The following is a 25,266-nucleotide window of genomic DNA, read 5'->3' as shown; positions in this document are numbered from 1 at the left end:
CACCAGATACGAAAAGACCGCCACCCCGTACGAGGCAGCGGTCACCCTCGCATCGTTCCTGCTCTGGGCAAGATCCGTTTGAAGACGGACCCTAGACGACGGGCTTGCCGGAAAGCTCGACCCCCGCCCCCTCCATCTCCTCGACCGCCTGCGCGGTGGTCTCCTCGGCCACCCCTGCGGTCAGCTCCAGCAGCACCCGCGTCCGGAAGCCCTCGCGCGCCGCGTCCAGGGCCGTCGCGCGGACGCAGTGGTCGGTGGCGATGCCGACCACGTCGACCTCGGTGACCTCGCGGGTGCGGAGCCACTCGGCGAGGGGGGTGCCGTTCTCGTCGGTCCCCTCGAAGCCGCTGTACGCCGCCGCGTAGGCCCCCTTGTCGAACACCGCGTCGATCGCGCCGGAGGCCACCGCGGGGGCGAAGTTCGGGTGGAAGCCGACGCCCTCCGTGCCCGCGACGCAGTGCGCGGGCCAGGAGCGGACGAAGTCGGGGTGGGTGGAGAAGTGGCCGCCGGGGGCGATGTGGTGGTCGCGGGTGGCCACCACGTGCTGGTAGCCGGACCCGGCCGCCTGCCCGATGAGCTCGGTGATGGCGGCCGCCACATCGGCACCGCCGGTCACCGCGAGGCTGCCCCCCTCGCAGAAGTCGTTCTGCACGTCTACGACGATCAAGGCGCGGCGCATGGTCGGTGTCCTTCGGCTATGAGGTCGGCAGGCCCGGCCGGAGTACAACCGAGCCTATGGACGGGAAGCGGCGGGCGGGAAGGGGCGGAGGCCGGCGCATCGCGGCACACCGCAGTTAGCTACCCGAGGCCGGCTGCAGGTACTCCGTCGGAAGGACGGGCTCCCCGCGCGAGAGCTGGGTCGCCGACATGGGGAGCCCCGCGCGCGCGGCCGCGTGCCGGTCCCGCGCCGCGTCCAGCGGCTCACGGGCGACCACCTCGCCGCCCTTGATCAGCTCCACCAGCAGCTGCCGGTCGGCGAGCCCGGCCGGCACCGGCCCGGTGCCGATCACCTCGGCCTCGGCGACCCCGTGGGAGTCCAGCCGCCGGGCGGCCCACTTGCGGCCGCCCACGGACGCCTTGCCGCCGGTGGTCTTCTTCGCCACCGGCACCAGCGGCGCCTTCGGGTCGGCGCTCTCCGCCCGGGCGACCAGCTTGTAGACCATCGAGGAGGTGGGGTGGCCGGAGCCGGTCACCAGCTGCGTGCCGACGCCGTACGCGTCCACGGGCGCCGCCGCCAGCGAGGCGATCGCGTACTCGTCCAGGTCGGAGGTCACCACGATCTTCGTGTCGGCGGCCCCCAGCTCGTCCAGCTGCTGCCGCACCCGGTGCGCGACCAGCAGCAGGTCTCCCGAGTCGATCCGCACCGCGCCCAGCTCCGGCCCGGCGACCTCCACGGCCGTGCGGACCGCCTCGGTGACGTCGTAGGTGTCCACCAGCAGGGTGGTGCCCCGCCCGAGGGTGTTGACCTGGGCCTGGAAGGCGTCCCGCTCGCTGTCGTGCAGCAGCGTGAAGGCGTGCGCGGAGGTGCCGACGGTGGGGATGCCGTAGCGGAAGCCGGCGGCGAGGTCGGAGGTGGTCGAGAAGCCGCCGACGTAGGCCGCGCGGGAGGCCGCCACCGCGGCCAGCTCGTGGGTGCGCCGGGCGCCCATCTCGATCAGCGGCCGGTCGCCGGCGGCGGCCGCCATGCGGGAGGCGGCCGCGGCGATCGCCGAGTCGTGGTTGAGGATCGACAGGATCACCGTCTCCAGCAGCACGCACTCGGCGAAGGTGCCCTCGACCCGCATGATCGGCGAGCCCGGGAAGTACACCTCGCCCTCGGCGTAGCCCCAGACGTCACCGCTGAACCGGTAGCCGGCGAGCCACTCGAGGGTCTCCTCGTCGACGATCCGCCGCTCGCGCAGGAAGCCGAGCACACCCGCGTCGAAGCGGAAGTTCTCCACGGCGTCCAGGACCCGCCCGGTGCCCGCCACGACGCCGTAGCGGCGCCCGTCCGGCAGCCGCCGGGTGAAGACCTCGAACACGCTCCGCCGCTCGGCCGTGCCCGACTTCAGCGCGCCCTGCAGCATCGTCAGCTCGTACTGGTCCGTGAAGAGCGCCGTCGAGGGGACATCCACCGGCAGCCCAAGGTCCGCTGTGTTCATGGCAACCGATCGTACCCTCATCTCGTCACTATGACGATTTCACATTCCCGGAATAATTGCCAGAAGTGGGCATATCGGAATTCAGTATATTCTTCAGGAGGTAAGGCAGAGTCGCCGGAAAAGCTATTTCCGGCCAGCGGAAGAACGGCGTTGCCAGGCTGCACGCCGACCGCCTAAAGTGACGAACTCATGTGCGACGCAAAGAGGTCCTGACCAGATCTCTGTATGTTGCATCCGATATGGGGGGAATTTGATGAAGGCGAATCTGCCTCACAGAAAGTCGTACCTGGCCACCGGTGCACTCTCGACTTTCGCCGTCCTGATGACGGTTTTGGCGCCCGTGAGTTCTGCCGCTGAAAAGGGCGCCGATCCGGCGGACCCGGCGGTGCAGGCCGCGATCAAGCGCACCCTCGAGGGTGGCTGGACGCAGGCCGACATCGATCTCATCATGACCAACCCGAACCTGGCGGGGTCGCTGCCCGACCCGCGCAAGGACCCGACGGTCGTGGTGAAGGAAGCCGAACTCACCGACGGCGGTCAGCTCGTGTCCCCGGCGAACGGCGAGCCCCTCACGGCCGAAGAGCTCGCGGACCTGACGCCGCCCGCCGACGCGGACAGCTCCAGTGGCGACGCGGTGACGACGCCGGCCGAGACGGAGTCTGCGGCGCCCGCCACCTTCGGGATCCGGATCACGGGCGGGAAGTGGCGGAAGACCCACGTCATCCGCACGCACTACAGCTACACGAACTCCGTGATCTACAAGTACCACCACTGGGCCGAGTTCAACTACAAGGACGGCAAGGTCAGGGCGTGGCGGTACCGGGCCGACGACGTCACCAACGCTCTGGACTGGATCGAGGTGAAGGAACGGCTGAAGAACGAGAAGAGTGCCGTTCCGGCGTCCTCCGCCACGTCCTACATGAAGCGGAAGATCGCTCACTGCTTCGTGGGTGACATCGCGTGCGCCCACACCTACCCTTGGGTCAAGACCAAGGTCAAGGGTAACGGGAAAGTCACGTTCAGTACCGGGTCCTGAGGGGACTTCATGAAGATGCTCATCCTGAAGATCGCCCTGACCGTCGCCGTTTTCCTCGCGGTCCTGACGGCAGTGGGTGGGCGATTCGGGCCGATCGAACTGTCTGTATTGCTGGTGATTCAGGTCGGCCTCATCGCCTACTTCTTCATGGGGTACAGGAAGAGCAGGGTCGGTGCGGGCGCCCGCAATCAATAAAGTCCGTCTCCGGCATTCGTGAGTTCATCGCGCACCAGAAGGCCGGTATCGCTCCTTTCGCTGAAAAGGAGCGATACCGGCCTCTCTTCTTGTGTCCGCGGGAGCCGCTGTGCGAGGCGGTCGGGGTGGCCGTGTCACATCAACGGAGCGCGCGTGGCAGCATGGGCCATGTGACGTCACCCGCGCCCCTGGAGATCGAACGCACCGAGTCGGCGGAGGAGGCCTTCGCCGTACCCGAGCCCGACGTCCCCTGGGTCACCATCGTCCACAACGACCCGGTCAACCTCATGAGCTACGTGACGTACGTCTTCCAGACGTACTTCGGCTACTCCAAGGACAAGGCCACCAAGCTCATGCTCGACGTCCACCACAAGGGCCGGGCGGTCGTCTCCAGCGGTACCCGCGAGGAGATGGAACGCGATGTGCAGGCCATGCACGGCTACGGCCTGTGGGCCACCCTCCAGCAGGACCGCAAGTAGCCAGCACCCCGCCCAGCAGCGAAAAGGCGTTCATGCCCGGAACCTTCGAACCGCTTCCCGGCGGCGGCGCGGCCGTCGCCCTCGACGACGTCGAGATCTCCATCATCCGGTCGCTGGCCGTCCAGCTCCTGGAGCTCATCGGCCCGGGCCCGGCCGCGGACGCCTCCGACGACCCGCTCGCGGCGATGTTCGCCGAGGGCCCGAGCGAGCCGCCCGCCGACCCGGTGCTCCGGCGCCTCTTCCCGGACGCCTACAGCGACCCCGAACAGCCCGCCACGCCCCGGGACGCCGAGGAGCAGCGGGCGTACTCCGCGGAGTTCCGCCGCTACACCGAGAACGACCTGCGCGCCGGCAAGCGGGACAACGCCCTCGCGGTGGTCCGCTCCCTGGACGCGCTCTCCACGGCATCGGCCGGTGAGGGCGGGGCCGTGCTGAAGCTGTCGCCGCAGGAGGCCCGGCAGTGGCTGGGCGCCCTGAACGACCTGCGGCTCGCGATCGGCTCACGCCTGGAGATCAGCGACGAGGAGGACGGCGACCTCCTCTACCGGCTGCCGGACGACGACCCGCGCAAGCCGATGGTGATGGCCTATCTCTGGCTCGGCGGACTGCAGGAGACGCTGGTCGGAACCCTTATGTCGTGATCTGTGAGGGTTCCGTACCCGCCGCGTGACCGATGCGTGTTCGCTCAGCGGACGCTCAAATCCGGGTAACGATCCCCCCAAGAGTGCTCGTGTTCTATGGGTACTCCTGTCGCGCTTTGTCCGCTTCTTTCTGTGCGGTGCGCCACATTTCGCGTCCCGATCCGCCGTGCGGCCGTGATAAATCTTCACGACCGCCCGGCGAACACCACCCGAATGTTCGGCCGGGTGCGCCACCGAGCCGGCGACCGCCGGCCAGGCACGAGCGGGCTCGTGCAGTTCGCTCAACTCCATCATCCGGGGGGATCGAGACCCGATCCGAGGCCGACGGAAGGCCCGGGTCGGCATGGAGAAAGGCGCACCACACATGACCTCTTCGAAGGTCACCGACACGAAGGCCACCGACGTCCCCGAGGAGGGGTACGAACGCGGCCTCGGCAGTCGTCAGGTCCAGATGATCGCGATCGGCGGCGCCATCGGCGTCGGCCTGTTCATGGGTGCCGGAGCCAACATCGCGAAGGCCGGCCCCAGCATCATCCTCATGTACGCCCTCGCGGGCGTCGTCATCTTCTTCATCATGCGGGCCCTGGGCGAGCTGCTGCTCTACCGGCCCGTCTCCGGCTCCTTCGCCGAGTACGCCCGCGAGTTCCTCGGCCCGTTCTTCGGGTTCGTCACCGGCTGGACGTACTGGCTGATGTGGGTGGTCACCGGCATGGCCGAGCTCACGGCCGCCGCGATCTACATCCACTTCTGGTTCCCGGAGATCCCGCAGTGGGTCAGCGCCCTGGTGTTCCTGGTGGTGCTCTTCGGCGTCAACCTGATCTCCGTCAAGATCTTCGGCGAGGTCGAGTTCTGGTTCTCGATGATCAAGGTCACGGCCATCATCGGCATGATCGTCATCGGTCTCGGCGTGCTCACCCTCGGCTTCTCCGACGCCGGTGACACCGCCGCCGTCTCCAACCTCTGGGCGCACGACGGCTTCTTCCCGAACGGCATCGGCTCCAGCCTGATGACGCTGCAGGGCGTCATGTTCGCCTACCTCGCCGTCGAGCTCGTCGGCGTCACCGCGGGCGAGTCCGAGAACCCCGAGAAGACCCTGCCCAAGGCCATCAACACCCTGCCCTGGCGCATCATCGTCTTCTACGTCGGCGCGCTGCTGGTGATCCTCTCCGTCGTCAAGTGGACCGAGTTCTCCGCCGGCGAGAGCCCCTTCGTGCACGCCTTCGGCAAGATCGGCATCCCGCTCGCCGCCGGCATCGTCAACTTCGTGGTGCTCACCGCGGCCCTGTCGTCCTGCAACTCCGGCATGTACTCCACCGGCCGGATGCTGCGCGACCTCGCCGCCAACCACGAGGCCCCGCAGTCGTTCGGCAAGCTCAACGCCCGCAAGACGCCCGCCGTCGGCATCACGGTCTCCGTGGCCCTCATGGGCATCGGCGTCGTCCTGAACTACGTCGTCCCGGAGAAGGCGTTCCTCTACGTCACCTCCGTCGCCACCGCGGCCGGCATCTGGACCTGGATGATGATCCTCGTCAGCCACATCCGCTACCGCGCGGCGGTCGACGCGGGCCGGCTGCGCGCCTCGTCCTTCCCCGCTCCCGGCGGCGCGCTCTTCAGCTGGGTCGCGCTCCTCTTCCTGGTCGGCGTGACCTGCATGATCGCGTACGACAAGGACGCGCGGATCTGCCTGTACGTCGCGGCCGGCTGGGCCGTCGCCCTGGGCGCCGGCTGGGCGCTCCTGAAGAACCGCCACCCGCAGCTCACCGCGCGCGGCGACGACGAGCCGGAGCTCGAGAAGGTCGGCTGACCGGCCCGCCAGGACGCCCGGCCGCCGGGGGTACTCGTGGCACCCCCGCGGCCGCCGCTCAGGGCGTCCGGCATGTGGGCCGTTCCGTACCAGCCAACGGTACGGAACGGCCCGTTGCTTATCCTGACGAGCATGCTGACCATCACCCAGGCCCTCGTCGACCAGATCGTCGCCCACGCGCGCAAGGACCACCCCGACGAGGCGTGCGGCGTCATCGCCGGCCCGGCGGGCTCGGACCGCCCCGAGCGCTTCATCCCCATGCTGAACGCGGCCATGTCGCCCACGTTCTACGAGTTCGACTCCGGCGACCTGCTCAGGCTCTACCGTGAGATGGACGACCGCGACGAGGAGCCGGTGGTCATCTACCACTCCCACACCGCGACCGAGGCCTACCCCTCGCGCACCGACATCTCCTACGCCAACGAGCCCGGCGCCCACTACGTCCTGGTCTCCACCGCCGACACCGACGGCGCCGGCGAGTTCCAGTTCCGCTCCTTCCGCATCGTCGAGGGCGAGGTCACCGAGGAGGAGGTCCGCATCGTCGAGGCGTACTGATCACGCCCTGAACACGGCCTCCGCCTGCGCATCTCGACATGCGGATGAAATGCGTCCGGCATATGGGATCACACTCGGGGGGCCGGGTCGGGAATCGATACGATGACCGCATGGTTTTCCACGACGTGAGCGAAAAGACGCCGGGCATGTTGCTCGTGGCGCGGCTGCACGTCGATCTGTGCAGGCTCGCCAGCGCCATCTGTTGACGCAGCACCCTGCCGCCGTACGGCCGTGAGCCGCGGCGAAACGCTCCACCTGCGTACCACCACGCACGCCCGCGCCGCCGCGCGCCACCAACCGACGACACCTTCCGACAGGAGCCCTGAGCCATGGCCATCGAGGTCCGCATCCCGACCATCCTCCGCACCTACACCGACGGCCAGAAGACGGTGGAGGGCAAGGGGGACACCCTCGCCGAGCTCTTCAGCGACCTCGAGACCCGGCACGCGGGCATCCAGGCGCGCATCGTGGACGGCGACCAGCTGCGCCGCTTCGTCAACGTCTACCTGAACGACGAGGACGTGCGCTTCCTCGACGGCATCGACACGAAGCTGTCGGACGGCGACAACGTCACGATCCTGCCGGCCGTGGCCGGCGGCATGGTCTGATCAGACATGCGCTACGACTCACCCCTGGCCGCGGTGGGCAACACCCCTCTGGTGTGCCTGCCGCGGCTGTCGCCGTCCGCCGACGTCCGGATCTGGGCGAAGCTGGAGGACCGCAACCCCACCGGCTCGGTCAAGGACCGCCCGGCCCTGCACATGATCGAGCAGGCGGAGAAGGACGGCCGCCTCACCCCCGGCTGCACGATCCTGGAGCCCACCTCCGGCAACACCGGCATCTCCCTGGCGATGGCGGCGAAGCTCAAGGGCTACCGCATCGTGTGCGTGATGCCGGAGAACACCTCCCAGGAGCGCCGGGACCTGCTCGCCATGTGGGGCGCCGAGATCATCTCCTCCCCGGCCGCGGGCGGTTCCAACACCGCCGTGCGGGTCGCCAAGGAGCTCTCGGCCGAACATCCGGACTGGGTGATGCTCTACCAGTACGGCAACCCCGACAACGCGGGCGCCCACTACGCCACCACCGGCCCGGAGATCCTCGCCGACCTGCCGTCGGTCACCCACTTCGTGGCCGGACTCGGCACCACCGGCACGCTCATGGGCGTCGGCCGCTACCTGCGCGAGCACAAGCCGGACGTGAAGATCGTCGCCGCCGAACCGCGCTACGACGACCTGGTCTACGGCCTGCGCAACCTCGACGAGGGCTTCGTGCCCGAGCTGTACGACGCCTCCGTGCTGACCACCCGCTTCTCGGTCGGCTCCGCGGACGCCGTCACCCGCACCCGCGAGCTGCTCCAGCAGGAGGGCATCTTCGCCGGGGTCTCGACCGGCGCCGCGCTGCACGCCGCGATCGGCGTGGGACGGAAGGCCGTGAAGGCCGGTGAGACGGCCGACATCGTCTTCGTCGTCGCCGACGGAGGCTGGAAGTACCTGTCGACGGGCGTCTACACGGCGGCCACGACGGAGGAGGCCATCGACACGCTCCAGGGCCAGCTCTGGGCGTGAGGGGCCGCAAGGACGCGCCGAAGGGCCGGAGTCACGACTCCGGCCCTTCGTGTTCACCGCTTCAGCCCGCCAGGTAGCGCACCTGGTCCCACAGCGCCGGATCCACCACCCCGACCCGCCGCCGGAACCCCCACACCGGCACCTCGCGCAACTCGTCCGTCTCCAGGAAGCTCGCGCGGCCCCGGGCGTCCCCGACCGAGCCCGGGGGCAACGGGATCACCCCCGCGCGCCCGTGCCGGAACCGCGTGGTGATCCGGGCGACGGTCGCCCGCTCCCCGCGCACCGCCAGCACCAGGCAGGGCCGGTCCTTCGTCCGGGCGGAATCCTCGAAGGGCACGTCGGCCCACCAGATCTCCGCGGGCTGCGGCCGGCCCGCCACCGCGACCGCCGGCGTACGGCCGCGCCGCTCCAGGGGGCGGCGGCCCCGGCCCCAGCCGTCGACGAGCGTGGCGACGAGCGCGAGCAGTACCACCGCGGCGAGCGCCAGCCACCAGGACGTGTCCATACTGAGACGTTACCGGCGCACACCCTCCCACGCGCCCGTCCTCGCAAGGATCACAGCCGGACCTGCCAGCCGAACCGGTGACACCACAGGTGAGTTCGCCCACAACAGGCCTTGGCGGAGGAGCTACCGGAGGTTTTGCGCCTTACGCTCGACGAACCGCACGACCCCCGACGCCCCTCACAGACATTCCCGCCAGCGGAGGTTTCTGCTTCATGAAGCTCACCGTCGTCGGCTGCTCGGGGTCGTTCCCGTCCGCGGAATCGGCCTGCTCGAGCTACCTCGTCGAGGCCGACGGCTTCCGGCTGCTTCTCGACATGGGCAACGGTGCCCTGGGCGAGCTGCAGCGCCACTGCGGTCTCTACGACCTCGACGCGATCTTCCTCAGCCACCTGCACGCCGACCACTGCATCGACATGTGCGCGTACTTCGTCGCGCGCTACTACCGCCACGACGGCGGCCGCTGCGACCCGCTTCCCGTCTTCGGCCCCGAAGGCACGGAACACCGGCTGACCACCGCCTACGCGGACACCCCCACCGCCTCCTCCATGAGCGAGGTCTTCGACTTCCACACGGTCAAGCCGTCGACGTTCGACATCGGCCCCTTCACGGTGCACACCGAGCGGGTGGCCCACCCCGTGGAGGCCTACGGCATCCGCATCGAGCACGGCGGCAAGGTCCTGACGTACTCCGGCGACACCGGCGTGAGCCCCGCCCTGGACGAACTCGCCCGGGACGCCGACCTGTTCCTGTGCGAGGCGGCGTTCACGCACGGCAAGGAGAGCATCCCCGACCTGCACCTCAACGGCCGCGAGGCGGGTGAGACCGCCGCCCGGGCCGGTGCCCGGCGCCTGGTCCTCACCCACATCCCGCCGTGGACGGACCCCCGGGTCAACCTGACCGACGCCCGTGCGGTCTACGACGGTCCGGTCGAACTCGCGGTGCCGGGCCGGACGTACGGGATCTGACCGCCCGCACACGCGAAGGCCCCGGAACCGGGCGGTTCCGGGGCCTTCGGCGTCAGCGGGCTACTTCGCCTCCGCCTTCTGCAGCTCGGCGAGTTCCTCGTCGGACTCGCGGCCCGGCGTCGGCAGGTTGAACTTGGTGATCGCGAAGCGGAACACCGCGTAGTAGACCGCCGCGAAGCACAACCCCACCAGGGCCAGGCCCCACGGGTTGGTCGCGATGCCGAGGTTCAGGAAGAAGTCCACCGCGCCGGCCGAGAAGCCGAAGCCGTCCTTCATCCCCAGGGCCCAGGTCAGCGCCATCGAGACACCCGTGAGCACCGCGTGGATCGCGTACAGCACCGGCGCGATGAACATGAAGGTGAACTCGATCGGCTCGGTGACACCGGTGACGAACGAGGTCAGCGCGAGGGAGAACATCATGCCGCCGACGACCTTGCGGCGCTCGGGACGGGCGCAGTGCACGATCGCCAGGCAGGCGGCCGGCAGGGCGAACATCATGATCGGGAAGAAGCCGGTCATGAACTGCCCGGCGCTCGGGTCCCCGGCCAGGAAGCGGGCGATGTCACCGCTCTTGCCCTCGTAGGTGCCGGCCTGGAACCAGGGGAAGGAGTTCAGCAGGTGGTGCATGCCGATCGGGATCAGCGCACGGTTGGCGACACCGAAGATGCCCGCGCCGGCGGCGCCGGACCCGACCAGCCACTCACCGAAGTTGTGCAGGCCCGTGCCGAGGACCGGCCAGATGTAGCCGAAGACGATGCCGATCACCAGGCCCGCGAAGGCGGCGAGGATCGGGACCAGGCGGCGACCGCCGAAGAAGCCCGCCCAGTCGGGCAGCTTGGTGCGGTAGAACCGCTGGTAGAGCAGGGCCACGACCAGGCCCATGACGACACCGCCGAGCACCTTGGCGTCGACCGGGGCGTCCGTCATGACGATCTTGCCGTCGACGACCTTGGCCACCTGCGGCAGGTTCTCGTCGGTGAAGGTGGCCAGCACGTTCTTGAAGACGAGGTAGCCGACCACGGCCGCCAGGGCGGTGGAGCCGTCCGACTTCTTGGCGAAGCCGATCGCGATGCCCACGGCGAACAGCAGTGCCATGTTGTCGAGGATCGCGTTGCCGCCGGCTGCCATGAAGCCCGCGATCTTGGTGAGGAAGGCGGGGAACGACTCGCGCCCGAGCATGTCGGTGTTGCCGAGGCGGACCAGCAGGGCGGCGGCGGGCAGCACGGCGACGGGCAGCATGAGGCTGCGGCCGATGCGCTGCAGGACCGCCATCACCGCGGTCCCCTTCTTCGGGCTCGCGGGCGCGGCAGTATCTGTGGACATGGACTTTCCTCCAGGGGGCACGGCGCCGCCCAGGAAGAGTCGACGGGGGACGGCGGCGTCTCAAAGAAAGGGGAACGCGGTCTGCGCCGCGCGACCCTCACCAGTGAGTGGTGTAGACCAGTTGTAGCACGGTAGGCCGAACGAGTGGAACCCGCCAATTCCGCCCGATGCGACGATCACGCCCCGGCGCTGTCCTCGACCTCCTCCGCGGGCTCGCGCCCCGGAGTCCTCAGGTCGAACCTCACGATCGCGAACCGGAAGATCACGTAGTAGACGAGCGCGAAACCCAGCCCGATCGGGACGATCAGCCACGGCCTCGTGGCCAGATTCCAGTTGATGACGTAGTCGATCAGCCCCGCCGAGAAACTGAACCCGTCGTGCACCCCCAGCCCCCACGTCACCGCCATCGACACCCCCGTCAGCAGCGCGTGCACCGCGTACAGCACCGGCGCCACGAACAGGAACGAGTACTCGATCGGCTCCGTGATGCCCGTGACGAACGACGTCAGCGCCACCGACAGCATCAGACCACCGGTCTCCTTGCGCCGCTCCGGCCGCGCGCAGTGCGTGATCGCCAGCGCCGCCGCCGGCAGCGCGAACATCATGATCGGGAAGAACCCCGAGGTGAACTGCCCCGCGTCCGGATCGCCCGCCAGGAACATGTTGATGTCCCCGTGCACCACCGTGCCGTCCGGCTTGGTGTACGAGCCGAACTGGAACCAGATGGGCACGTTCAGGAACTGGTGCAGCCCCACCACCAGCAACGCCCGGTTCGCCACCCCGAACACCCCCGCGCCCCACGCGTCCAGCCCGTCCAGCCAGTCGCTGAACCCCTCCAGCGCGTCACCGACCGGCGGCCACACCCACAGGCACAGCGCCGCGAACGCGATCGCCACGAACGCCATGATGATCGGCACCAGCCGCCGCCCGTTGAAGAACCCCAGCCAGTCCACCAGCCGCGTGCGGTGGAAACGGGCCCAGAAGAACGCGGTCAGCAGCCCCATCACGATCCCGCCGAACACCCCCGGATTCTGGAACGCGAACGCCGTCACCGTCCGGTCCCCCTCGGTCACCTGGCACCCCACGTTCGGCACCGCCACCGACCCCTGAGGGCAGCCCCGCGGGAACTGGCGCAGCACCGAGAAGTACACGAGGAAACCGGCCACCGCCGCCAGCGCCGTCGAACCGTCCGCCTTCCGCGCCATACCGATCGCCACACCCACGCAGAACAGCAGCGGCAGCCCCAGCGCACTGTCCAGCAGCGCCCCGCCCGCCCCCACCATCACCTTCGACACGTTCGTCCAGCCCAGACCGTCCGCCCCGAACACATCAGGCTGCCCCAGCCGGTTCAGGATGCCCGCCGCCGGCAGCACCGCGATCGGCAGCTGGAGACTGCGCCCCATCTTCTGCAGCCCTTGGAACAGCCGGTTCCAGCGGACCCGGGCGGGGCCGGCGGCGGCGCCCGCGCCGGCCGGGCTGTCGGCACTCAATTCCGGCCCCCTTTGTCGAGACACGGGCTCGTGGTGTAGACCAGTCGTTCGAACGGTCGCGCTGACGTGACGCCATCCTTCGGCAGCCACGACAGGACCGCTCGCGAAGATGGGCCAACTGTGGGTTACTGCGACAAAGCGGTTCGGATCAGGGAGAACGAAGATGGCCACCAAGGCTGAGAAGATCGTTGCCGGGCTCGGCGGCATCGACAACATCGAAGAGGTCGAAGGCTGCATCACCCGCCTGCGCACCGAGGTCGTCGACCCGGCCAAGGTCGACGAGGTCGCCCTGAAGGCCGCCGGCGCCCACGGCGTCGTCAAGATGGGCACCGCCATCCAGGTCGTCATCGGCACCGACGCCGACCCCGTCGCCGCGGAGATCGAAGACATGATGTGAAGAGCGGGCATCGTCCCCGGCTTCACCCTCTGAGGGCCCTTTCCCCACCGGGGAGGGGCCCCTTCCGCCGGTACGGATAGGCTCGGCGCCATGTCTCGAATCGACGGCCGCACCCCCCAGCAGCTCCGCCCCATCACCATCGAGCGCGGCTGGAGCAAGCACGCCGAGGGCTCCGTCCTCGTCTCCTTCGGCGACACCAAGGTCTTCTGCACCGCCTCCGTCACCGAAGGCGTCCCGCGCTGGCGCAAGGGCAGCGGCGAAGGCTGGGTCACCGCCGAGTACTCCATGCTGCCCCGCGCCACCAACACCCGCGGCGACCGCGAGTCCGTCCGGGGCAAGATCGGCGGCCGCACCCACGAGATCAGCCGCCTCATCGGCCGCTCGCTGCGCGCCGTCATCGACTACAAGGCCCTCGGCGAGAACACCATCGTCCTCGACTGCGACGTCCTCCAGGCCGACGGCGGCACCCGCACCGCGGCCATCACCGGCGCCTACGTCGCCCTCGCCGACGCCGTCGCCTGGGCCCAGCGCAAGAAGCTGATCAAGGCCGGCCGCCAGCCCCTGACCGGCACCGTCGCGGCCGTCTCCGTCGGCATCGTCGCCGGCGTCCCCCTCCTCGACCTCTGCTACGAGGAAGACGTCAAGGCCGACACCGACATGAACGTCGTCTGCACCGGCGACGGCCGCTTCGTCGAGGTCCAGGGCACCGCCGAGGCCGAGCCCTTCGCCCGCGACGAACTCAACGCCCTGCTCGACCTCGCTGTCGCCGGCTGCACGGAACTCGCCGCCCACCAGCGCTCCGCACTCGACAGCGTCCTCGGAGAGTAAAGGACGCACCAAGACACGTTCTCGGCCCGGGCAACCGCGCCGAGCACCCGCGCGTCTGAACAAGTACGGGCGCACGGCTCATCCCTGTGCGCCCGGCCAGCCACCACGGGCCCGACCGGCCCGTCGAACGAGAGGGACCGCTCCATGGCCGCGAGCCGCCGACGCCGCACCGCAGCCGTCGCCGCCACCCTGGCGGCCGTCGCGCTGACCGCCGGACTCACCACCGGCTGCGCCGCCGTCGACAAGGCGCTGGACTGCGTCCAGACCGCCGACGCCATCGCCGACAGCGTCACGGAACTCCAGCAGGCCGTGGACAACGCCGCGAACGACCCGACCCAGCTCGACGAGTCCCTCGACTCCATCGACAAGAACCTCAACGACATCGGCGACAAGACCGACAACGCCGACGTCGACAAGGCCGTCGACGACCTCAACAAGGCCGTCGACAACGTCCGCACGTCCATCAAGAACGGCGACGAGACACCCGACATCAGCCCCGTCACCGACGCCGCGGGCGAACTGACGAAGGTCTGCACGCCGTAACGCCGCGCCGGCTGGGCCGGGCTTCTCGTGTGCCGGGTTCTGCCGGGGGCCGTCTGCGGGCGCGTCATGGTCGCTCGCGCAGTTCCCCGCGCCCCCTGACGGGGCGCGGCGGAGCCCCGCGATACTGGGGTCCATGACCCGCCTGATCCTCGCCACCCGCAACGCCGGGAAGATCACCGAACTCCGCGCGATCATCGCCGACGCCGGACTGCCCCACGAACTCGTCGGCGCCGACGCCTACCCGGACATCCCCGACGTCAGGGAGACCGGCGTCACCTTCGCGGAGAACGCCCTGCTCAAGGCCCACGCCCTCGCCCGGGCGACGGGCCTGCCCGCGGTCGCCGACGACTCCGGCCTCTGCGTCGACGTCCTGAACGGCGCCCCCGGCATCTTCTCCGCCCGCTGGTCCGGCCGCCACGGCGACGACAAGGCCAACCTCGACCTCCTCCTCGCACAGCTCGCGGACATCGCCGAGGAACACCGCGGCGCCCACTTCGCCTGCGCCGCGGCCCTGGCCCTGCCCGACGGCACGGAGCGGGTCGTCGAAGGCCAACTCAGGGGCGTCCTGCGCCACAAGCCCGCCGGCACGGGCGGCTTCGGCTACGACCCGATCCTCCAGCCGGACGGCGAGACCCGCACCTGCGCGGAGCTGACCCCCGAGGAGAAGAACGCGATCAGCCACCGGGGCAAGGCGTTCCGGGCGCTGGTGCCGGTGGTGCGGGAGCTGTTGGGCTGAGGGGCGCGGGCCCGCCTACGACGAGGGGCGCGGCACCGCGATGGTGCTGCGCCCCTGTCGGCATGGGCCCGGTGGGACTCGAACCCACGACACACCGGACCTAAACCGGCGCCCTCTTGGCCAGCTGGGGTACGGACCCGTCGCGGTTACTGTACTGGGCCGAGAGCGGTGCCGTCGCGGCGAGATCGCGAGTGGGTCCGCGTCTGACTGTGGCACGAGGGGCAGAGGTATCGCAGGTTCTCGATCCGGTTGTCCAGCCGATCGCCGTCGATGTGGTCGATCTCCAGCACGAGTCTCCTGCCCTGCCAACTCTCCCCGGTGCCGCACTCGCCGCACACATGGGGCACGCCGAGGTCGTCGAGTGCCCGCCTGAGGAGGTTCGTCCGCGTGCGGGGAGAACCAGGAGGGCGTCTCACCAGGATCTGGGCCGCGGGCCTACGGCGCGGGGAGGAGGTGCCCCGGAAATGGCCTTGTCCGGTGAAGTGGTCGGTCGGCAGGCCGTAGAACCCGATGCTGCGTTTGGCCTTCGCCCGCCCGGAACCACCGAGAGTGGCGAGACCGAGCATGCGCAGCACCCCGGACAAGCTGTGTGACGCGGCGACGGCACGTGTGATGTCTTCACGCGGGAAGAGGGCCGCCCAGTCATTGTTGCGCCCTCCGGTGAAGTGCGAGGTGTCGATGCCGAACGCGTCCAGCTTCCTTCTGATGTAGCCGTACGGGCTGTCGCGGGGCGAAAGCCCCATGTACTGCACCATTTCCCTGATGCTGTTCGACTGAGCGGCGGCTTCTCGCAGGAGGTGTTCCGGGTAGCTGCGTCGTTCGCGCTCCGGCAGAGACTCCTCGCGGAAGTGCGACACATCGATGCCGTAGTGCCGCAGCCGCTTGCTGAGATAACAGCGGGGGCCGCTCCCCATCGGAGCCTGCAGTCTGCGCATCAGGTCGACCAGGCTGGTGGCTTCCGCGGCAGTACGGGTCAGCAGCTCTCGTGTGTACCTCGGCGTGCTCACGGGGCCGTCCTCCGCCTGCGCCCCCGGTATGTGTCCGTGACCGCATGGCAGTTGGCGCAGAGCAACCGGAGGTTTCCCGGGCGGTTGTCCCACCAGTCGCCATTGATGTGGTCGACCTCCAGCCGGAGGGGCTTGTCGTTCCACGTGGGTCCCGTGCCGCACATGACGCATCTTTCCGGCACTCCGATGCGGAGCAACTGCCGGAGCAGCCGGCTTCCCGGGACCCTGCCGGCCTGTGGTGTTCCGAGGCTCAGCAGATCGCCGCGGGATCTTGACCTCCGCGGTGGCGTCACGAAGTGGGACGTGTCGATGCCCAGGGCCGCGATACGGCGGCTGATGTGCGTGTGGTTGCCGCCGACCGGGCTGATGTCCAGACGGCGAAGCACCTCCTTGACACTGGACGACACCGCCACCACCTCGCGGAGCGTTTCCTCGGTGTGGCGTGCCCACCGGGTCGGGAAGTGGGTGACGTCCACCCTCGCTTCGGTCATCTTCTGGCGCAGATAACGTCTGCTGCCAGGTGTGGGTGTGCCCCCGCACCATCGAACGGCGTCGTCCCAGTTCGTTGTCACCCGGGCTGCTTCTTCGAGCATCTCGCGGGTGTACCTGGCCCCCATGATCGCCTCCGTTCTCGACCACCCGTTCGTGATCTCGTACGGATTAACGAACCGTTTATCGGACCGTCACGCGCGGAATGCGGAACGGCCCGCACCGGACGTCGCCGGTACGGGCCGCTCACAGGGGGATCCGGTGCGGTCAGATCCCCAGGTCCTTGATGATCTTGGCGACGTGGCCCGTCGCCTTGACGTTGTACAGGGCCCGTTCGACCTTGCCGTCCTCGTCGACGATCACCGTGGAGCGGATGACGCCCACGACCGTCTTGCCGTAGAGCTTCTTCTCGCCGAACGCGCCGTAGGACTCCAGGACCTGCTTGTCCGGGTCGGCGAGGAGGGTGATCTTGAGGGACTCCTTGTCGCGGAACTTGGCCAGCTTCTCCGGCTTGTCGGGGGAGATGCCGATCACGTCGTAGCCCGCGCCCGCCAGCATCTCCAGGTTGTCCGTGAAGTCGCAGGCCTGCTTCGTGCAGCCCGGCGTGAGGGCGGCGGGGTAGAAGTAGACGATGACCTTGCGGCCCTTGTGGTCGGAGAGGGACACCTCGTGGCCGTCGGCGTCGGGCAGGGTGAAGGCGGGGGCCACGTCCCCCGGCTGGAGTCGCTCGCTCATCGTCACAGCGTAACCGGGGGTCCTGACCGTGCGACGGGCCGCGGAGCTGACAGACTGTCCAGCACAGGCTTCACACCGACTTCGGAGGCGACACGGTGGCGGACACGGCGGACACCAGGACCCCGGCGCAGATCGAGGCGGACATCAAGCGCCGCCGCGCGACCCTGGCCGAGACCCTCGACGAGATCGGGGTGCGGGTGCACCCGAAGACCATCGTCGGGGACGCGAAGGCCAAGGTCGCGTCCAACATCGACCACACGCTCGGGCGGGCGTACGTGGGAGTCAACCGGGCCGTCACCGATGTGCGCGCCCGCTTCGTGGACGAGGACGGCTCGCCCCGGCTGGAGCGGGTCGTGCCGGTCGCGCTGCTCGTGGTCGGTGTCGTCGGGCTGCTGGCCGTCGGTACCCGGCGGCGCAAGGGCTGACCCGGCCGGCCACGGATCCGGGGGAGACAGGTAGGTTTCAGGGCGTGAGCGCCAAGAGAAACGAGCAGAGCACCCATCCCGACAAGCTGCCCATCCGGATGCTCCACGACCGCGTACTCGTGCGGCAGGAGACCGGCGAGGGCGAGCGGCGTTCCGGCGGCGGCATCCTGATCCCCGCCACGGCGGCCGTCGGCCGGCGGCTGGCCTGGGCCGAGGTGGTCGCGGTGGGGCAGAACGTGCGGACGGTGGAGCCGGGCGACCGGGTGCTGTTCGACCCGGAGGACCGCGCCGAGGTCGAGGTGCGGGGCATCGCGTACGTGCTCATGCGCGAGCGCGACCTGCACGCCGTGGCCGCGGACCGGTTCGAGGGCTCGGAGGACTCGACCGGCCTGTACCTGTAGGGCTGCCGGAGCCAGGTCCGCAGAGTGTCGCGAGGGGCCGGTGACCAACGTCACCGGCCCCTTCGCCGTGCGGGTTGCTAGCGTGGACGGACCCCGACGAGACGCGCCGTACCGGGACCAAGGCAAAGACGACGCACCCACCGTCAGCCCGTTTCCCGGAGGTGCCCGTCATGGCCTGGGTTCTGCTCGTCGTCGCCGGTCTGCTGGAGGTCGGCTGGTCCGTCGGCATGAAGTACACCGACGGCTTCACGCGCCCGGTCCCCAGTGTGCTCACCGGCGCCGGGATCGTCGCCAGCATGCTGCTGCTCTCGCAGGCCGCCAGGACCCTGCCCATCGGTACCGCCTACGGCGTGTGGGTGGGGATCGGCGCGGCCGGGGCGGCGGTGTTCGGCATGGTGGTGCTGGGGGAGCCGGCCACCGCCGCCCGGATCTTCTTCGTGTGCCTGCTGCTGGTCGCCGTGGTGGGGCTGAAGGCGACCTCGGGTCACTGACCCGCCCTACTCGCGGCGGGCGCCCTGCGGGACCACGCCCCAGCCGGGGCCGGTGGGGCCGCCGGTCGTGCCGCCGTCGGTGGTGTCGCCGCCGCCCGTGGTCGTGCCGCCATCGGTGGTGCCCCCGTCCGCGGTGCCGCCGCCCGTGGTGGTGCCGCCGCCGGTGGTCGTGCCGCCGTCCGCGGTGCCGCCGCCGGTGGGGGACTCGCCGCCGGTGGTGCCGTCGGTGGTGCCGCCGTCGGTCTGCCCCTCGGGGGCGCTCGGGGTCTGCTCGGGCGTCTGGGTGCCGGTGTCCTGGCCGCCGGTGGTGTCGCCGCCGCCGTCGGTGGTGCCCGTGGTCGGGTCGGCCGAGGGCTCGGCCGGGGGTGCCTGCGAGGCGTCGGAGCCCGGCTGGAGGCGCAGGTCGAACTGCTTGGCGGGCTTGCCCTCGAGGGCGTCCTGGGTGAACTGCGTCCAGATCTCGGCGGGGGCGCCGCCGCCGTTGATGCGGGGCAGGCCCATCGCGCCGTACAGCGACTTGTGGGCGGCGGTGACCGGGTCCTGGCCCATGACGGAGACCACGGTGGCCAGGTCGGGGGTGTAGCCGGCGAACCAGGCGGCGGTGTCCTCCTCGGCGGTGCCGGTCTTGCCCGCGACGGGGCGGCCGGCGGCCTGCGCGGCGGAGGCCGTGCCGTTCTGGACGACGCTCTGCAGCATCGCGGTGGTGGTGTCGGCGGCCTCGCGGCTCACGGCCTGCCGGGTGCGCCGCTGGGGCAGCTCGATCGGGGTGCCTTCCTTGGCGACCTTCTCGACGATCGTGTACGTGCCGTGCCGGCCGTGGTTGGCGAGGGTGGCGTAGGCCTCGGCCATGTCGAGGACGCTGGCGGTGGCCGTGCCGAGCGCGATGGCGGGGCCGTCGGCGAGGTCGGGGGTGGTCTCGGGGACGCCGAGGTCGATGGCGGTCTGCTTGACCTTCTGCGGGCCGACGTCGGCGGCCATCTGCGCGTACACCGAGTTCACGGAGCTGTCGGTGGCCTCGGTGACGGTGATGTCGCCGTAGGAGCGCTGGTCCTCGTTCTCGGGGGCGTAGGGGTCGCCGGTCCAGCCCTGGACCGTGCGCTTGTTGGTGCCGTCGTAGATCGTGTTCGGGGTGATGGCGCGGCCGTCCTGGGTCGTCGACCCGTTCTCGACGGCGGAGGTGAACACGAACGGCTTGAAGGTGGAGCCGACCTGGAAGTCCCGGCGGGTGGCGTTCGGGGTGTACTGCTTGACGTAGTCGACGCCGTTGTACATCGCGACGACCTTGCCGGTCTTCGGGTCGACGGCGGCGCCGCCCGCGCGGACGTAGCGGTCGACCTTGTTGTTCTTCTTGTCCAGCTTGGACATCAGCTTGTCGTCGACGGCCTTCACGAACGCGTCCTGCTTGCTCTTCTGCAGGGTGGTCGTGATGCGGTAGCCGCCGGCGTCGAGCTTGTCCTCGTCGATGATCTTGTTCTCGGTGAGGTGGTCCTTGACGATCCGCACGATGTAGCCGCGCTGCCCGGACATGCCGGTGGAGAGGGTGGACTCCTTCGGCATCGGGAACTTGATGCCGGCCCTCTCGGACGCGCTGAGCCAGTCCTTCTTGACCATGCCGTCCAGGACGTAGTTCCAGCGGGCCTCGGCGGCCTTGCGGTTCTCGGGGTGGGCGACGACGTCGTACTGGCTGGGCGCGTTGACGAGCGCGGCGAGGTAGGCGGCGCGGGCCGGGTCGAGGTCCTTGGCGTCCATGCCGTAGTAGGCCTGGGCGGCGGCCTGGATGCCGTAGGCGTTGCGGCCGAAGTAGCTGGTGTTGAGGTAGCCCTCGAGGATGTGGTCCTTGCTCACCTCGCGGTCCAGCTTGATCGCGATGAAGAACTCCTTGGCCTTGCGCGTGACGGTCTGCTCCTGGCGCAGGTAGTAGTTCTTCACGTACTGCTGGGTGATCGTGGAGCCGGACTGCTTGCCCTTGCCGAGGGCGGTGTTCCAGGCGGCGCGGACCATGGCCTTGGGGTCGACGGCCGACTCGGTGTAGAAGTCGCGGTCCTCGGCGGCCAGGATCGCGTGCCGGGCGTCCTTGGAGATCTGCGGGAGCGTGACGTTCTCCCGGTTGACCTCGCCGTCGCGGGCGATCACGGAGCCGTCCGCGTACAGGTAGACGTTGGCCTGCTTGGTGGCGAGCGCGTTGGCCGGCGGGATCTTGACCAGCGAGTAGCCCAGGAAGAAGCCGCCGGCCAGCAGCATGACGACGATGATGGCGGCGCCCAGGGTCATGCGCCAGGTCGGGATGATCCGGCGCCACCCGGTCCGCTTCCGTTTCCCGGCCGCCGTGCCCTCGGGCGTGCCCGGGTCGCCGTCGGCGTCCGCCTGCGGCGTACTCGGCGCCCAGCCCGGATTCGGCTGCTGCGGCTGAGGCTCGTCACTCATGTCGTGCACGGACTCCTGTTTCGCGTCGTACGTCGTTCCCGTACGTCTCTGCTCGCTCTTGTGCCCCTGTGATGAAGACTGTCCCGTCCGGCGATCAGTTCCCTGATCGAGGGCCGTGTCGTGAGGCGTGGGGCGAGACGGGCGGCGCGCGGGCGGGCAGGCGGGAGAGCACGGAGTGCACCGCGCTGTTCCCCACGTCTGCTCGCATCGCGCCGTCGCATGCGCGGCGTGCGCCCGGAGGGGGTCACGGCCCGGGACGCGACGGCTCGTGCAGGTCCGCCCCGGCCGGTCGTGCCGCCACGCCGCTCGCCCCGGCCGCGGGCGCCCCGGCCCGCGCGGACCCAACGGATCGTACCGTCTGGGCCGGTGCCGGATCGCCCCGCGGCGCCCCGGTGACGGCGCGAAATCCCGTGGCACGCGGGATCAACGGGCCGCTAGGCTCCTGCGCTTCGGTGCCGGTGGCGAGGAGGGCGGTGGGTGTGGGCTCCGGACGGTTGTACGCGGCCGTCGCGGCGGGGGCGTTCCGGCGGTACGCGACCTATCGGGCGGCCACGCTGGCCGGGGTGTTCACCAACACCGTCTTCGGCCTGATCCTGGCGTACACGTACCTCGCGCTGTGGGACGAGAGACCCGGCCTCGGGGGCTACGACCAGGCGCAGGCGATCACCTATGTGTGGGTCGGCCAGGCGCTGTTCAAGACGCTCGGCATCGGCGGCGGCGGGTTCGAGGACGAGCTGATGGAGCGCATCCGTACGGGTGATGTGGCCGTCGACCTGTACCGGCCCGCCGATCTGGAGCTGTGGTGGATGGCGGCCGACGGGGGCCGGGCGCTGTTCGAGCTGTTCGCGCGCGGGGTGCCGCCGTTCGTCTTCGGGGCGCTGCTGTTCCCGCTGGCGCTGCCCGGTCAGGTGACGGCCTGGCCGGCGTTCGCGGTGGCGGTGCTGCTGGCCTGGGTGGTCGGGTTCGCGATCCGGTACCTGGTGGCGCTGTCGGCGTTCTGGCTGATCGACGGCACCGGAGTGGTCCAGATCTCGTGGTTCGTGGGCTGGTTCTGCTCGGGGATGCTGCTGCCGCTGAACGTCTTCCCCGGCGTGTTCGGTGACGTGGTGCGGCTGCTGCCCTGGTCGTCGGTGCTGCAGGCGCCGGCCGACGTCCTGCTCGGCGAGGCCGACCCGCTGGGCACGTACGCCTTCCAGGCGGCCTGGGCGGTGGCGCTGCTGACGGCCGGGCGGCTGCTGCAGTCGGCGGCGACGCGGCGGGTGGTGGTGCAGGGTGGCTGACACGCGCCGGGAGCACACCCGCCGGGAGCACACCCGCCCGGAACACACCCGCTGGGAGCGCGCCGACGCCGTTCGGCCCGGCCGTGCCCGGGAGGGGCTGCGGACCTACGGGCTGATCGCGGCCATGTGGATCCGCTCCACGATGGCCTACCGGACCTCCTTCGTGCTGACGACGTTCACCAACTTCGCGGTGACGGGGCTGGACTTCGTCGCGATCCTGCTGATGTTCTCCCGGGTCGACGCGCTCGGCGGCTTCTCGCTGCCCGAGATCGCCTTCCTGTACGGCCTGTCCAGCGTGGCGTTCGGGCTGGCCGACCTGCTGCTCGGGTCGATGGAGCGGCTCGGGCGCCGGGTGCGCGACGGGACGCTGGACACGCTGCTGGTGCGGCCGGCGCCGGTGCTGGCGCAGGTGGCCGCGGACCGTTTCGCGCTGCGCAGGCTGGGCCGGGTCACGCAGGGCTCCCTGGTGCTGGGCTGGGCGCTGGTGTCGCTGGACATCGACTGGACGGTGCCGAAGCTGCTGCTGATGCCGCTGATGGTGGCCGCCGGCGGGGCGATCTTCTGCTCGGTGTTCGTGGCGGGCGCGGCCTTCCAGTTCGCGGCGCAGGACGCCTCGGAGGTGCAGAACGCGTTCACCTACGGCGGGACGACGCTGCTGCAGTACCCGCCGGCCGTGTTCGGCCAGGACCTGGTGCGCGGGGTGACGTTCGTGCTGCCGCTGGCCTTCGTCAACTGGCTGCCGGCGTCGTACGTGCTGGGCCGGCCGTACCCGCTGGAGCTGCCCGGGTGGGTGGCGTTCGCGTCGCCGGCGGTGGCGGCGGTGTGCTGCGCGCTGGCGGGGGCGGCGTGGCGGGCGGGGCTTCGTTCCTACCGGAGTACAGGGAGTTGAGTTGACCGGTTCCGAGAGCGGGTTCATCGAACTCGACGGTGTCGAGAAGGTCTTCGAGGTGCGCCGGAAGACCGGCTTCATGAGGCGGGAGCGGCGGCGGGTGCGGGCCGTCGACTCGATCTCCTTCCGGGTGGAGCGCGGCGAGATGGTCGGCTACATCGGCCCCAACGGCGCCGGGAAGTCCACCACGATCAAGATGCTGACGGGCATCCTCACCCCGAGCGCCGGCCGGGTGCGGGTGGCGGGCATCGACCCCTCCCGTGAGCGCACCCGCCTCGCGCACCGCATCGGCGTGGTGTTCGGGCAGCGCACGACGCTGTGGTGGGACCTGCCGCTGGTCGACTCCTACCGGCTGATGCACCGCATGTACCGGATCCCGGACGCCCGTTACCGCGAGAACCTCGACCGGCTGGTCGAACTCCTCGACCTGGGCGCCCTGCTGGACGTGCCGGTCCGCCAGCTCTCCCTCGGGCAGCGGATGCGCGGCGACATCGTGGCGGCGCTGCTGCACGACCCGGAGGTGCTGTACCTGGACGAGCCGACCATCGGGCTCGACGTGGTGTCGAAGTCCAGGGTGCGGGCGTTCCTGAAGGAGCTGAACGCCGAGCGCGGCACGACGGTGCTGCTGACCACGCACGACCTGCAGGACATCGAGCAGTTGTGCTCGCGGGTGATGGTCATCGACCACGGGCGCCTGATCTACGACGGGCCGCTCACCGGGCTGCACGAGGCGGGGGAGGGCGAGCGCACCCTGGTGGTGGACCTGGAGCGGGAACTGCCGCCCATCGAGGCGCCGGCGCCCGCGCGGGTGGTCCGGGTGGAGGGCCCCCGGCAGTGGCTGGCGTTCCCGGCCGCACAGTCGGCGGCGCCGCTCGTGGCGGGGATCGCCAGACAGTACCCGCTGGTGGACCTGTCGGTGCGGGAGCCGGACATCGAGGCCGTGATCGCCCGGATGCTGCACGCGCTGGGGGACACCCGCGAGCCGCCGCCGGAGCCGGCCGGGCGGGCGATCTCGTAGCCGCCGGCGGGGTGAACTCGTAGGCTGCTGTGTATGACCGACGACTCAGTCCCGGACCTCCGCGCCTCCGACGCCGACCGTGAACGGGTCGCCGGCGTCCTGCGGGACGCGCTCGCGGAGGGCCGTCTCGACATGGAGGAGTTCGAGGAGCGGCTGGACGCCACGTACCGGGCGCGCACCTACGGGGAACTGGCGCCGATCACGCGCGACCTGCCGGCCGAGGGCGTCACCGCGCCGGTGGTGTCGCTGCGCAAGGACCCGTCGGCCGAACCGGGCTGGCCGGAGCGGATCGTCGGCGGCGAGGGGTCCTCGACGTGGGCGGTCGCCGTCATGTCCGGCTTCCAGCGCAAGGGCCGCTGGACGATGCCGCGGCGCTTCACCTGCTTCGCCTTCTGGGGCGGCGGGGAGATCGACCTGCGCGAGGCGAACTTCGCGGACCGCGAGGTCGAGATCAACGCCGTCGCGATCATGGGCGGGGTGGACGTGATCGTCCCGCCCGGCGTCGAGGTCGTGGTGCGCGGCATCGGCGTCATGGGCGGCTTCGACCACCGCGAGGAGGGCGTGCCGGGCGAGCCGGGCGCTCCCCGGGTGATCGTGAAGGGCTTCGCGTTCTGGGGCGGCGTCGGGGTGGAGCGCAAGCCGACGCGGGCGGAGAAGCTGCGCCTCCGCGAGGAACGCCGCCGGGAGAAGCTGGAGCGCCGGGAGGGACGGCGCGAGCTCGGCTGACGCCCGCTGCGCTGCTGCCGGCGGCAGCCGTCCCGCAGTTGGGCCACCCCCGGCGGCGGCGCCGTGCACCACGGGCGGCAGGGCTGGGCGAGGGGGCATCCGCGGCACGGCCGGGCGAGCGGGGTCCATCCCGCTCGGGCGGGAGCCGGAGGCCGGGGCGTGGCCGGGAGGCCCGGGC

Annotated in this window: 30 protein-coding genes, 1 tRNA gene and 1 riboswitch; of the genes, 21 read left to right on the top strand and 10 right to left on the bottom strand. The window is 70.3% G+C overall.

Translation table 11 applies throughout. The annotated features are described in order from the left end of the window. Positions 1 to 91: 91 nt before the first annotated feature. Together ABZY20_RS36400 and ABZY20_RS36395 are read right to left on the bottom strand one after the other, a co-directional pair. On the bottom strand, positions 92 to 679 hold the full coding sequence (locus tag ABZY20_RS36400) for a nicotinamidase (RefSeq protein WP_356447692.1): 588 nt from the start codon (positions 677 to 679) through the stop codon (positions 92 to 94). Positions 680 to 794: 115 nt separating this feature from the next. After that, positions 795 to 2,141, bottom strand: a complete 1,347-nt coding sequence (locus tag ABZY20_RS36395; RefSeq protein WP_356447691.1) for a nicotinate phosphoribosyltransferase — start codon at positions 2,139 to 2,141, stop codon at positions 795 to 797. A gap of 340 nt (positions 2,142 to 2,481) precedes the next feature. Here ABZY20_RS36395 and ABZY20_RS36390 point away from each other — a divergent pair, with 340 nt between their 5' ends. From ABZY20_RS36390 to ABZY20_RS36350, 9 genes are all read left to right on the top strand, one after another. Then, positions 2,482 to 3,177: a hypothetical protein gene (locus ABZY20_RS36390; RefSeq protein ID WP_356447688.1), complete on the top strand. Its 696-nt coding sequence runs from the start codon at positions 2,482 to 2,484 to the stop codon at positions 3,175 to 3,177. 9 nt (positions 3,178 to 3,186) lie between these two features. Further along, positions 3,187 to 3,372 (top strand): hypothetical protein, encoded by a 186-nt coding sequence (locus ABZY20_RS36385; protein WP_356447687.1) that lies wholly within the window; start codon positions 3,187 to 3,189, stop codon positions 3,370 to 3,372. 161 nt (positions 3,373 to 3,533) lie between these two features. Further along, complete coding sequence (gene clpS, locus ABZY20_RS36380) at positions 3,534 to 3,851, top strand: ATP-dependent Clp protease adapter ClpS (RefSeq protein ID WP_356447685.1); 318 nt, start codon at positions 3,534 to 3,536, stop codon at positions 3,849 to 3,851. A 32-nt stretch (positions 3,852 to 3,883) separates the two neighbouring features. Next, complete coding sequence (locus ABZY20_RS36375) at positions 3,884 to 4,492, top strand: DUF2017 domain-containing protein (protein WP_356447683.1); 609 nt, start codon at positions 3,884 to 3,886, stop codon at positions 4,490 to 4,492. A gap of 364 nt (positions 4,493 to 4,856) precedes the next feature. Continuing rightward, the gene (locus tag ABZY20_RS36370; protein WP_356447681.1) at positions 4,857 to 6,296 is read left to right on the top strand and encodes an amino acid permease; all 1,440 of its coding nucleotides are present in this window, start codon (positions 4,857 to 4,859) and stop codon (positions 6,294 to 6,296) included. A 132-nt stretch (positions 6,297 to 6,428) separates the two neighbouring features. Beyond that, positions 6,429 to 6,851, top strand: a complete 423-nt coding sequence (locus ABZY20_RS36365; RefSeq protein ID WP_356447679.1) for a M67 family metallopeptidase — start codon at positions 6,429 to 6,431, stop codon at positions 6,849 to 6,851. 110 nt (positions 6,852 to 6,961) lie between these two features. After that, positions 6,962 to 7,057 carry a putative leader peptide gene (locus ABZY20_RS36360; RefSeq protein WP_316959376.1) on the top strand — a complete coding sequence of 32 codons (96 nt, stop codon included), beginning with the start codon at positions 6,962 to 6,964 and terminating at the stop codon, positions 7,055 to 7,057. A gap of 123 nt (positions 7,058 to 7,180) precedes the next feature. Then, positions 7,181 to 7,459, top strand: coding sequence for a MoaD/ThiS family protein (locus ABZY20_RS36355; RefSeq protein WP_356447677.1), 279 nt, complete (start codon positions 7,181 to 7,183; stop codon positions 7,457 to 7,459). A 6-nt stretch (positions 7,460 to 7,465) separates the two neighbouring features. Beyond that, positions 7,466 to 8,416 (top strand): cysteine synthase, encoded by a 951-nt coding sequence (locus ABZY20_RS36350; RefSeq protein WP_356447676.1) that lies wholly within the window; start codon positions 7,466 to 7,468, stop codon positions 8,414 to 8,416. A gap of 61 nt (positions 8,417 to 8,477) precedes the next feature. On the opposite strand, the gene ABZY20_RS36345 is transcribed toward ABZY20_RS36350, so the two are convergent. Next, complete coding sequence (locus tag ABZY20_RS36345) at positions 8,478 to 8,921, bottom strand: type II toxin-antitoxin system PemK/MazF family toxin (protein WP_356447672.1); 444 nt, start codon at positions 8,919 to 8,921, stop codon at positions 8,478 to 8,480. 212 nt (positions 8,922 to 9,133) lie between these two features. On the opposite strand from ABZY20_RS36345, the gene ABZY20_RS36340 reads away from it, so the two are divergent. Further along, positions 9,134 to 9,886: an MBL fold metallo-hydrolase gene (locus ABZY20_RS36340; RefSeq protein ID WP_356447670.1), complete on the top strand. Its 753-nt coding sequence runs from the start codon at positions 9,134 to 9,136 to the stop codon at positions 9,884 to 9,886. 60 nt (positions 9,887 to 9,946) lie between these two features. On the opposite strand, the gene ABZY20_RS36335 is transcribed toward ABZY20_RS36340, so the two are convergent. Together ABZY20_RS36335 and ABZY20_RS36330 are read right to left on the bottom strand one after the other, a co-directional pair. Continuing rightward, entirely contained in the window at positions 9,947 to 11,209 is a 1,263-nt protein-coding gene (locus ABZY20_RS36335; RefSeq protein WP_356447668.1) for a PTS transporter subunit EIIC, read from the bottom strand. A gap of 176 nt (positions 11,210 to 11,385) precedes the next feature. Continuing rightward, complete coding sequence (locus ABZY20_RS36330; protein WP_356447697.1) at positions 11,386 to 12,612, bottom strand: PTS transporter subunit EIIC; 1,227 nt, start codon at positions 12,610 to 12,612, stop codon at positions 11,386 to 11,388. A 250-nt stretch (positions 12,613 to 12,862) separates the two neighbouring features. On the opposite strand from ABZY20_RS36330, the gene ABZY20_RS36325 reads away from it, so the two are divergent. From ABZY20_RS36325 to rdgB, 4 genes are all read left to right on the top strand, one after another. Beyond that, on the top strand, positions 12,863 to 13,096 hold the full coding sequence (locus ABZY20_RS36325; RefSeq protein WP_356447667.1) for a PTS glucose/sucrose transporter subunit IIB: 234 nt from the start codon (positions 12,863 to 12,865) through the stop codon (positions 13,094 to 13,096). Between the two features lie 90 nt (positions 13,097 to 13,186). Further along, positions 13,187 to 13,924 (top strand): ribonuclease PH, encoded by a 738-nt coding sequence (gene rph, locus ABZY20_RS36320; RefSeq protein ID WP_356447665.1) that lies wholly within the window; start codon positions 13,187 to 13,189, stop codon positions 13,922 to 13,924. 144 nt (positions 13,925 to 14,068) lie between these two features. Next, positions 14,069 to 14,467, top strand: coding sequence for a hypothetical protein (locus tag ABZY20_RS36315; protein WP_356447663.1), 399 nt, complete (start codon positions 14,069 to 14,071; stop codon positions 14,465 to 14,467). Between the two features lie 133 nt (positions 14,468 to 14,600). After that, complete coding sequence (gene rdgB, locus ABZY20_RS36310; protein WP_356447662.1) at positions 14,601 to 15,203, top strand: RdgB/HAM1 family non-canonical purine NTP pyrophosphatase; 603 nt, start codon at positions 14,601 to 14,603, stop codon at positions 15,201 to 15,203. Positions 15,204 to 15,266: 63 nt separating this feature from the next. Here rdgB and ABZY20_RS36305 read toward each other — a convergent pair. The 4 genes from ABZY20_RS36305 to bcp all read right to left on the bottom strand — a co-directional run bounded on the left by ABZY20_RS36305 (position 15,267) and on the right by bcp (position 17,434). After that, positions 15,267 to 15,342, bottom strand: a tRNA-Leu gene (locus ABZY20_RS36305). A 7-nt stretch (positions 15,343 to 15,349) separates the two neighbouring features. Beyond that, positions 15,350 to 16,210 carry an HNH endonuclease signature motif containing protein gene (locus ABZY20_RS36300; RefSeq protein ID WP_356447660.1) on the bottom strand — a complete coding sequence of 287 codons (861 nt, stop codon included), beginning with the start codon at positions 16,208 to 16,210 and terminating at the stop codon, positions 15,350 to 15,352. Continuing rightward, entirely contained in the window at positions 16,207 to 16,827 is a 621-nt protein-coding gene (locus ABZY20_RS36295) for an HNH endonuclease (RefSeq protein ID WP_356447658.1), read from the bottom strand. The genes ABZY20_RS36300 and ABZY20_RS36295 overlap by 4 nt, the downstream gene beginning before the upstream one ends. A 139-nt stretch (positions 16,828 to 16,966) precedes the next feature. After that, positions 16,967 to 17,434 carry a thioredoxin-dependent thiol peroxidase gene (gene bcp, locus ABZY20_RS36290; RefSeq protein WP_356447657.1) on the bottom strand — a complete coding sequence of 156 codons (468 nt, stop codon included), beginning with the start codon at positions 17,432 to 17,434 and terminating at the stop codon, positions 16,967 to 16,969. Positions 17,435 to 17,529: 95 nt separating this feature from the next. Here bcp and ABZY20_RS36285 point away from each other — a divergent pair, with 95 nt between their 5' ends. From ABZY20_RS36285 to ABZY20_RS36275, 3 genes are all read left to right on the top strand, one after another. Continuing rightward, positions 17,530 to 17,859 carry a DUF3618 domain-containing protein gene (locus ABZY20_RS36285; protein ID WP_356447655.1) on the top strand — a complete coding sequence of 110 codons (330 nt, stop codon included), beginning with the start codon at positions 17,530 to 17,532 and terminating at the stop codon, positions 17,857 to 17,859. Positions 17,860 to 17,903: 44 nt separating this feature from the next. Further along, positions 17,904 to 18,260 (top strand): co-chaperone GroES, encoded by a 357-nt coding sequence (locus ABZY20_RS36280; protein ID WP_356447654.1) that lies wholly within the window; start codon positions 17,904 to 17,906, stop codon positions 18,258 to 18,260. Positions 18,261 to 18,336: 76 nt separating this feature from the next. Then, a riboswitch (guanidine-III (ykkC-III) riboswitch) is annotated at positions 18,337 to 18,398 on the top strand. Positions 18,399 to 18,430: 32 nt separating this feature from the next. Beyond that, positions 18,431 to 18,751 (top strand): multidrug efflux SMR transporter, encoded by a 321-nt coding sequence (locus ABZY20_RS36275; RefSeq protein WP_356447652.1) that lies wholly within the window; start codon positions 18,431 to 18,433, stop codon positions 18,749 to 18,751. Positions 18,752 to 18,757: 6 nt separating this feature from the next. On the opposite strand, the gene ABZY20_RS36270 is transcribed toward ABZY20_RS36275, so the two are convergent. Continuing rightward, on the bottom strand, positions 18,758 to 21,175 hold the full coding sequence (locus tag ABZY20_RS36270; protein ID WP_356447650.1) for a transglycosylase domain-containing protein: 2,418 nt from the start codon (positions 21,173 to 21,175) through the stop codon (positions 18,758 to 18,760). Positions 21,176 to 21,648: 473 nt separating this feature from the next. On the opposite strand from ABZY20_RS36270, the gene ABZY20_RS36265 reads away from it, so the two are divergent. The 4 genes from ABZY20_RS36265 to ABZY20_RS36250 all read left to right on the top strand — a co-directional run bounded on the left by ABZY20_RS36265 (position 21,649) and on the right by ABZY20_RS36250 (position 25,088). Then, on the top strand, positions 21,649 to 22,455 hold the full coding sequence (locus ABZY20_RS36265) for an ABC-2 family transporter protein (RefSeq protein ID WP_356447648.1): 807 nt from the start codon (positions 21,649 to 21,651) through the stop codon (positions 22,453 to 22,455). Between the two features lie 97 nt (positions 22,456 to 22,552). After that, entirely contained in the window at positions 22,553 to 23,344 is a 792-nt protein-coding gene (locus tag ABZY20_RS36260; protein WP_356447695.1) for an ABC transporter permease, read from the top strand. A 1-nt stretch (position 23,345) separates the two neighbouring features. Then, a complete protein-coding gene (locus ABZY20_RS36255; protein WP_356447646.1) occupies positions 23,346 to 24,362 on the top strand; it encodes an ATP-binding cassette domain-containing protein in 1,017 nt (338 codons plus the stop codon). 33 nt (positions 24,363 to 24,395) lie between these two features. Then, positions 24,396 to 25,088 (top strand): DUF1707 domain-containing protein, encoded by a 693-nt coding sequence (locus ABZY20_RS36250; RefSeq protein WP_356447644.1) that lies wholly within the window; start codon positions 24,396 to 24,398, stop codon positions 25,086 to 25,088. The last annotated feature ends 178 nt before the right edge of the window (positions 25,089 to 25,266 follow it).

Origin of the sequence: Streptomyces sp. NPDC006624 (assembly GCF_040611555.1) — a bacterium.
GTDB lineage: Bacteria > Actinomycetota > Actinomycetes > Streptomycetales > Streptomycetaceae > Streptomyces.
This window is presented reverse-complemented; position numbering and strand designations above follow the sequence as displayed.

Bases quoted from the DNA above. Each gene is read 5' to 3' on its own strand.
- ABZY20_RS36400 (WP_356447692.1), bottom strand. From the start codon at position 679: ATGCGCCGCGCCTTGATCGTCGTAGACGTGCAGAACGACTTCTGCGAG.
- ABZY20_RS36395 (WP_356447691.1), bottom strand. From the start codon at position 2,141: ATGAACACAGCGGACCTTGGGCTGCCGGTGGATGTCCCCTCGACGGCG.
- ABZY20_RS36385 (WP_356447687.1), top strand. From the start codon at position 3,187: ATGAAGATGCTCATCCTGAAGATCGCCCTGACCGTCGCCGTTTTCCTC.
- clpS (WP_356447685.1), top strand. From the start codon at position 3,534: ATGGGCCATGTGACGTCACCCGCGCCCCTGGAGATCGAACGCACCGAG.
- ABZY20_RS36375 (WP_356447683.1), top strand. From the start codon at position 3,884: ATGCCCGGAACCTTCGAACCGCTTCCCGGCGGCGGCGCGGCCGTCGCC.
- ABZY20_RS36370 (WP_356447681.1), top strand. From the start codon at position 4,857: ATGACCTCTTCGAAGGTCACCGACACGAAGGCCACCGACGTCCCCGAG.
- ABZY20_RS36365 (WP_356447679.1), top strand. From the start codon at position 6,429: ATGCTGACCATCACCCAGGCCCTCGTCGACCAGATCGTCGCCCACGCG.
- ABZY20_RS36360 (WP_316959376.1), top strand. From the start codon at position 6,962: ATGGTTTTCCACGACGTGAGCGAAAAGACGCCGGGCATGTTGCTCGTG.
- ABZY20_RS36355 (WP_356447677.1), top strand. From the start codon at position 7,181: ATGGCCATCGAGGTCCGCATCCCGACCATCCTCCGCACCTACACCGAC.
- ABZY20_RS36350 (WP_356447676.1), top strand. From the start codon at position 7,466: ATGCGCTACGACTCACCCCTGGCCGCGGTGGGCAACACCCCTCTGGTG.
- ABZY20_RS36345 (WP_356447672.1), bottom strand. From the start codon at position 8,921: ATGGACACGTCCTGGTGGCTGGCGCTCGCCGCGGTGGTACTGCTCGCG.
- ABZY20_RS36340 (WP_356447670.1), top strand. From the start codon at position 9,134: ATGAAGCTCACCGTCGTCGGCTGCTCGGGGTCGTTCCCGTCCGCGGAA.
- ABZY20_RS36335 (WP_356447668.1), bottom strand. From the start codon at position 11,209: ATGTCCACAGATACTGCCGCGCCCGCGAGCCCGAAGAAGGGGACCGCG.
- ABZY20_RS36330 (WP_356447697.1), bottom strand. From the start codon at position 12,612: ATGGGGCGCAGTCTCCAGCTGCCGATCGCGGTGCTGCCGGCGGCGGGC.
- ABZY20_RS36325 (WP_356447667.1), top strand. From the start codon at position 12,863: ATGGCCACCAAGGCTGAGAAGATCGTTGCCGGGCTCGGCGGCATCGAC.
- rph (WP_356447665.1), top strand. From the start codon at position 13,187: ATGTCTCGAATCGACGGCCGCACCCCCCAGCAGCTCCGCCCCATCACC.
- ABZY20_RS36315 (WP_356447663.1), top strand. From the start codon at position 14,069: ATGGCCGCGAGCCGCCGACGCCGCACCGCAGCCGTCGCCGCCACCCTG.
- rdgB (WP_356447662.1), top strand. From the start codon at position 14,601: ATGACCCGCCTGATCCTCGCCACCCGCAACGCCGGGAAGATCACCGAA.
- ABZY20_RS36295 (WP_356447658.1), bottom strand. From the start codon at position 16,827: ATGGGGGCCAGGTACACCCGCGAGATGCTCGAAGAAGCAGCCCGGGTG.
- bcp (WP_356447657.1), bottom strand. From the start codon at position 17,434: ATGAGCGAGCGACTCCAGCCGGGGGACGTGGCCCCCGCCTTCACCCTG.
- ABZY20_RS36275 (WP_356447652.1), top strand. From the start codon at position 18,431: ATGGCCTGGGTTCTGCTCGTCGTCGCCGGTCTGCTGGAGGTCGGCTGG.
- ABZY20_RS36270 (WP_356447650.1), bottom strand. From the start codon at position 21,175: ATGAGTGACGAGCCTCAGCCGCAGCAGCCGAATCCGGGCTGGGCGCCG.
- ABZY20_RS36250 (WP_356447644.1), top strand. From the start codon at position 24,396: ATGACCGACGACTCAGTCCCGGACCTCCGCGCCTCCGACGCCGACCGT.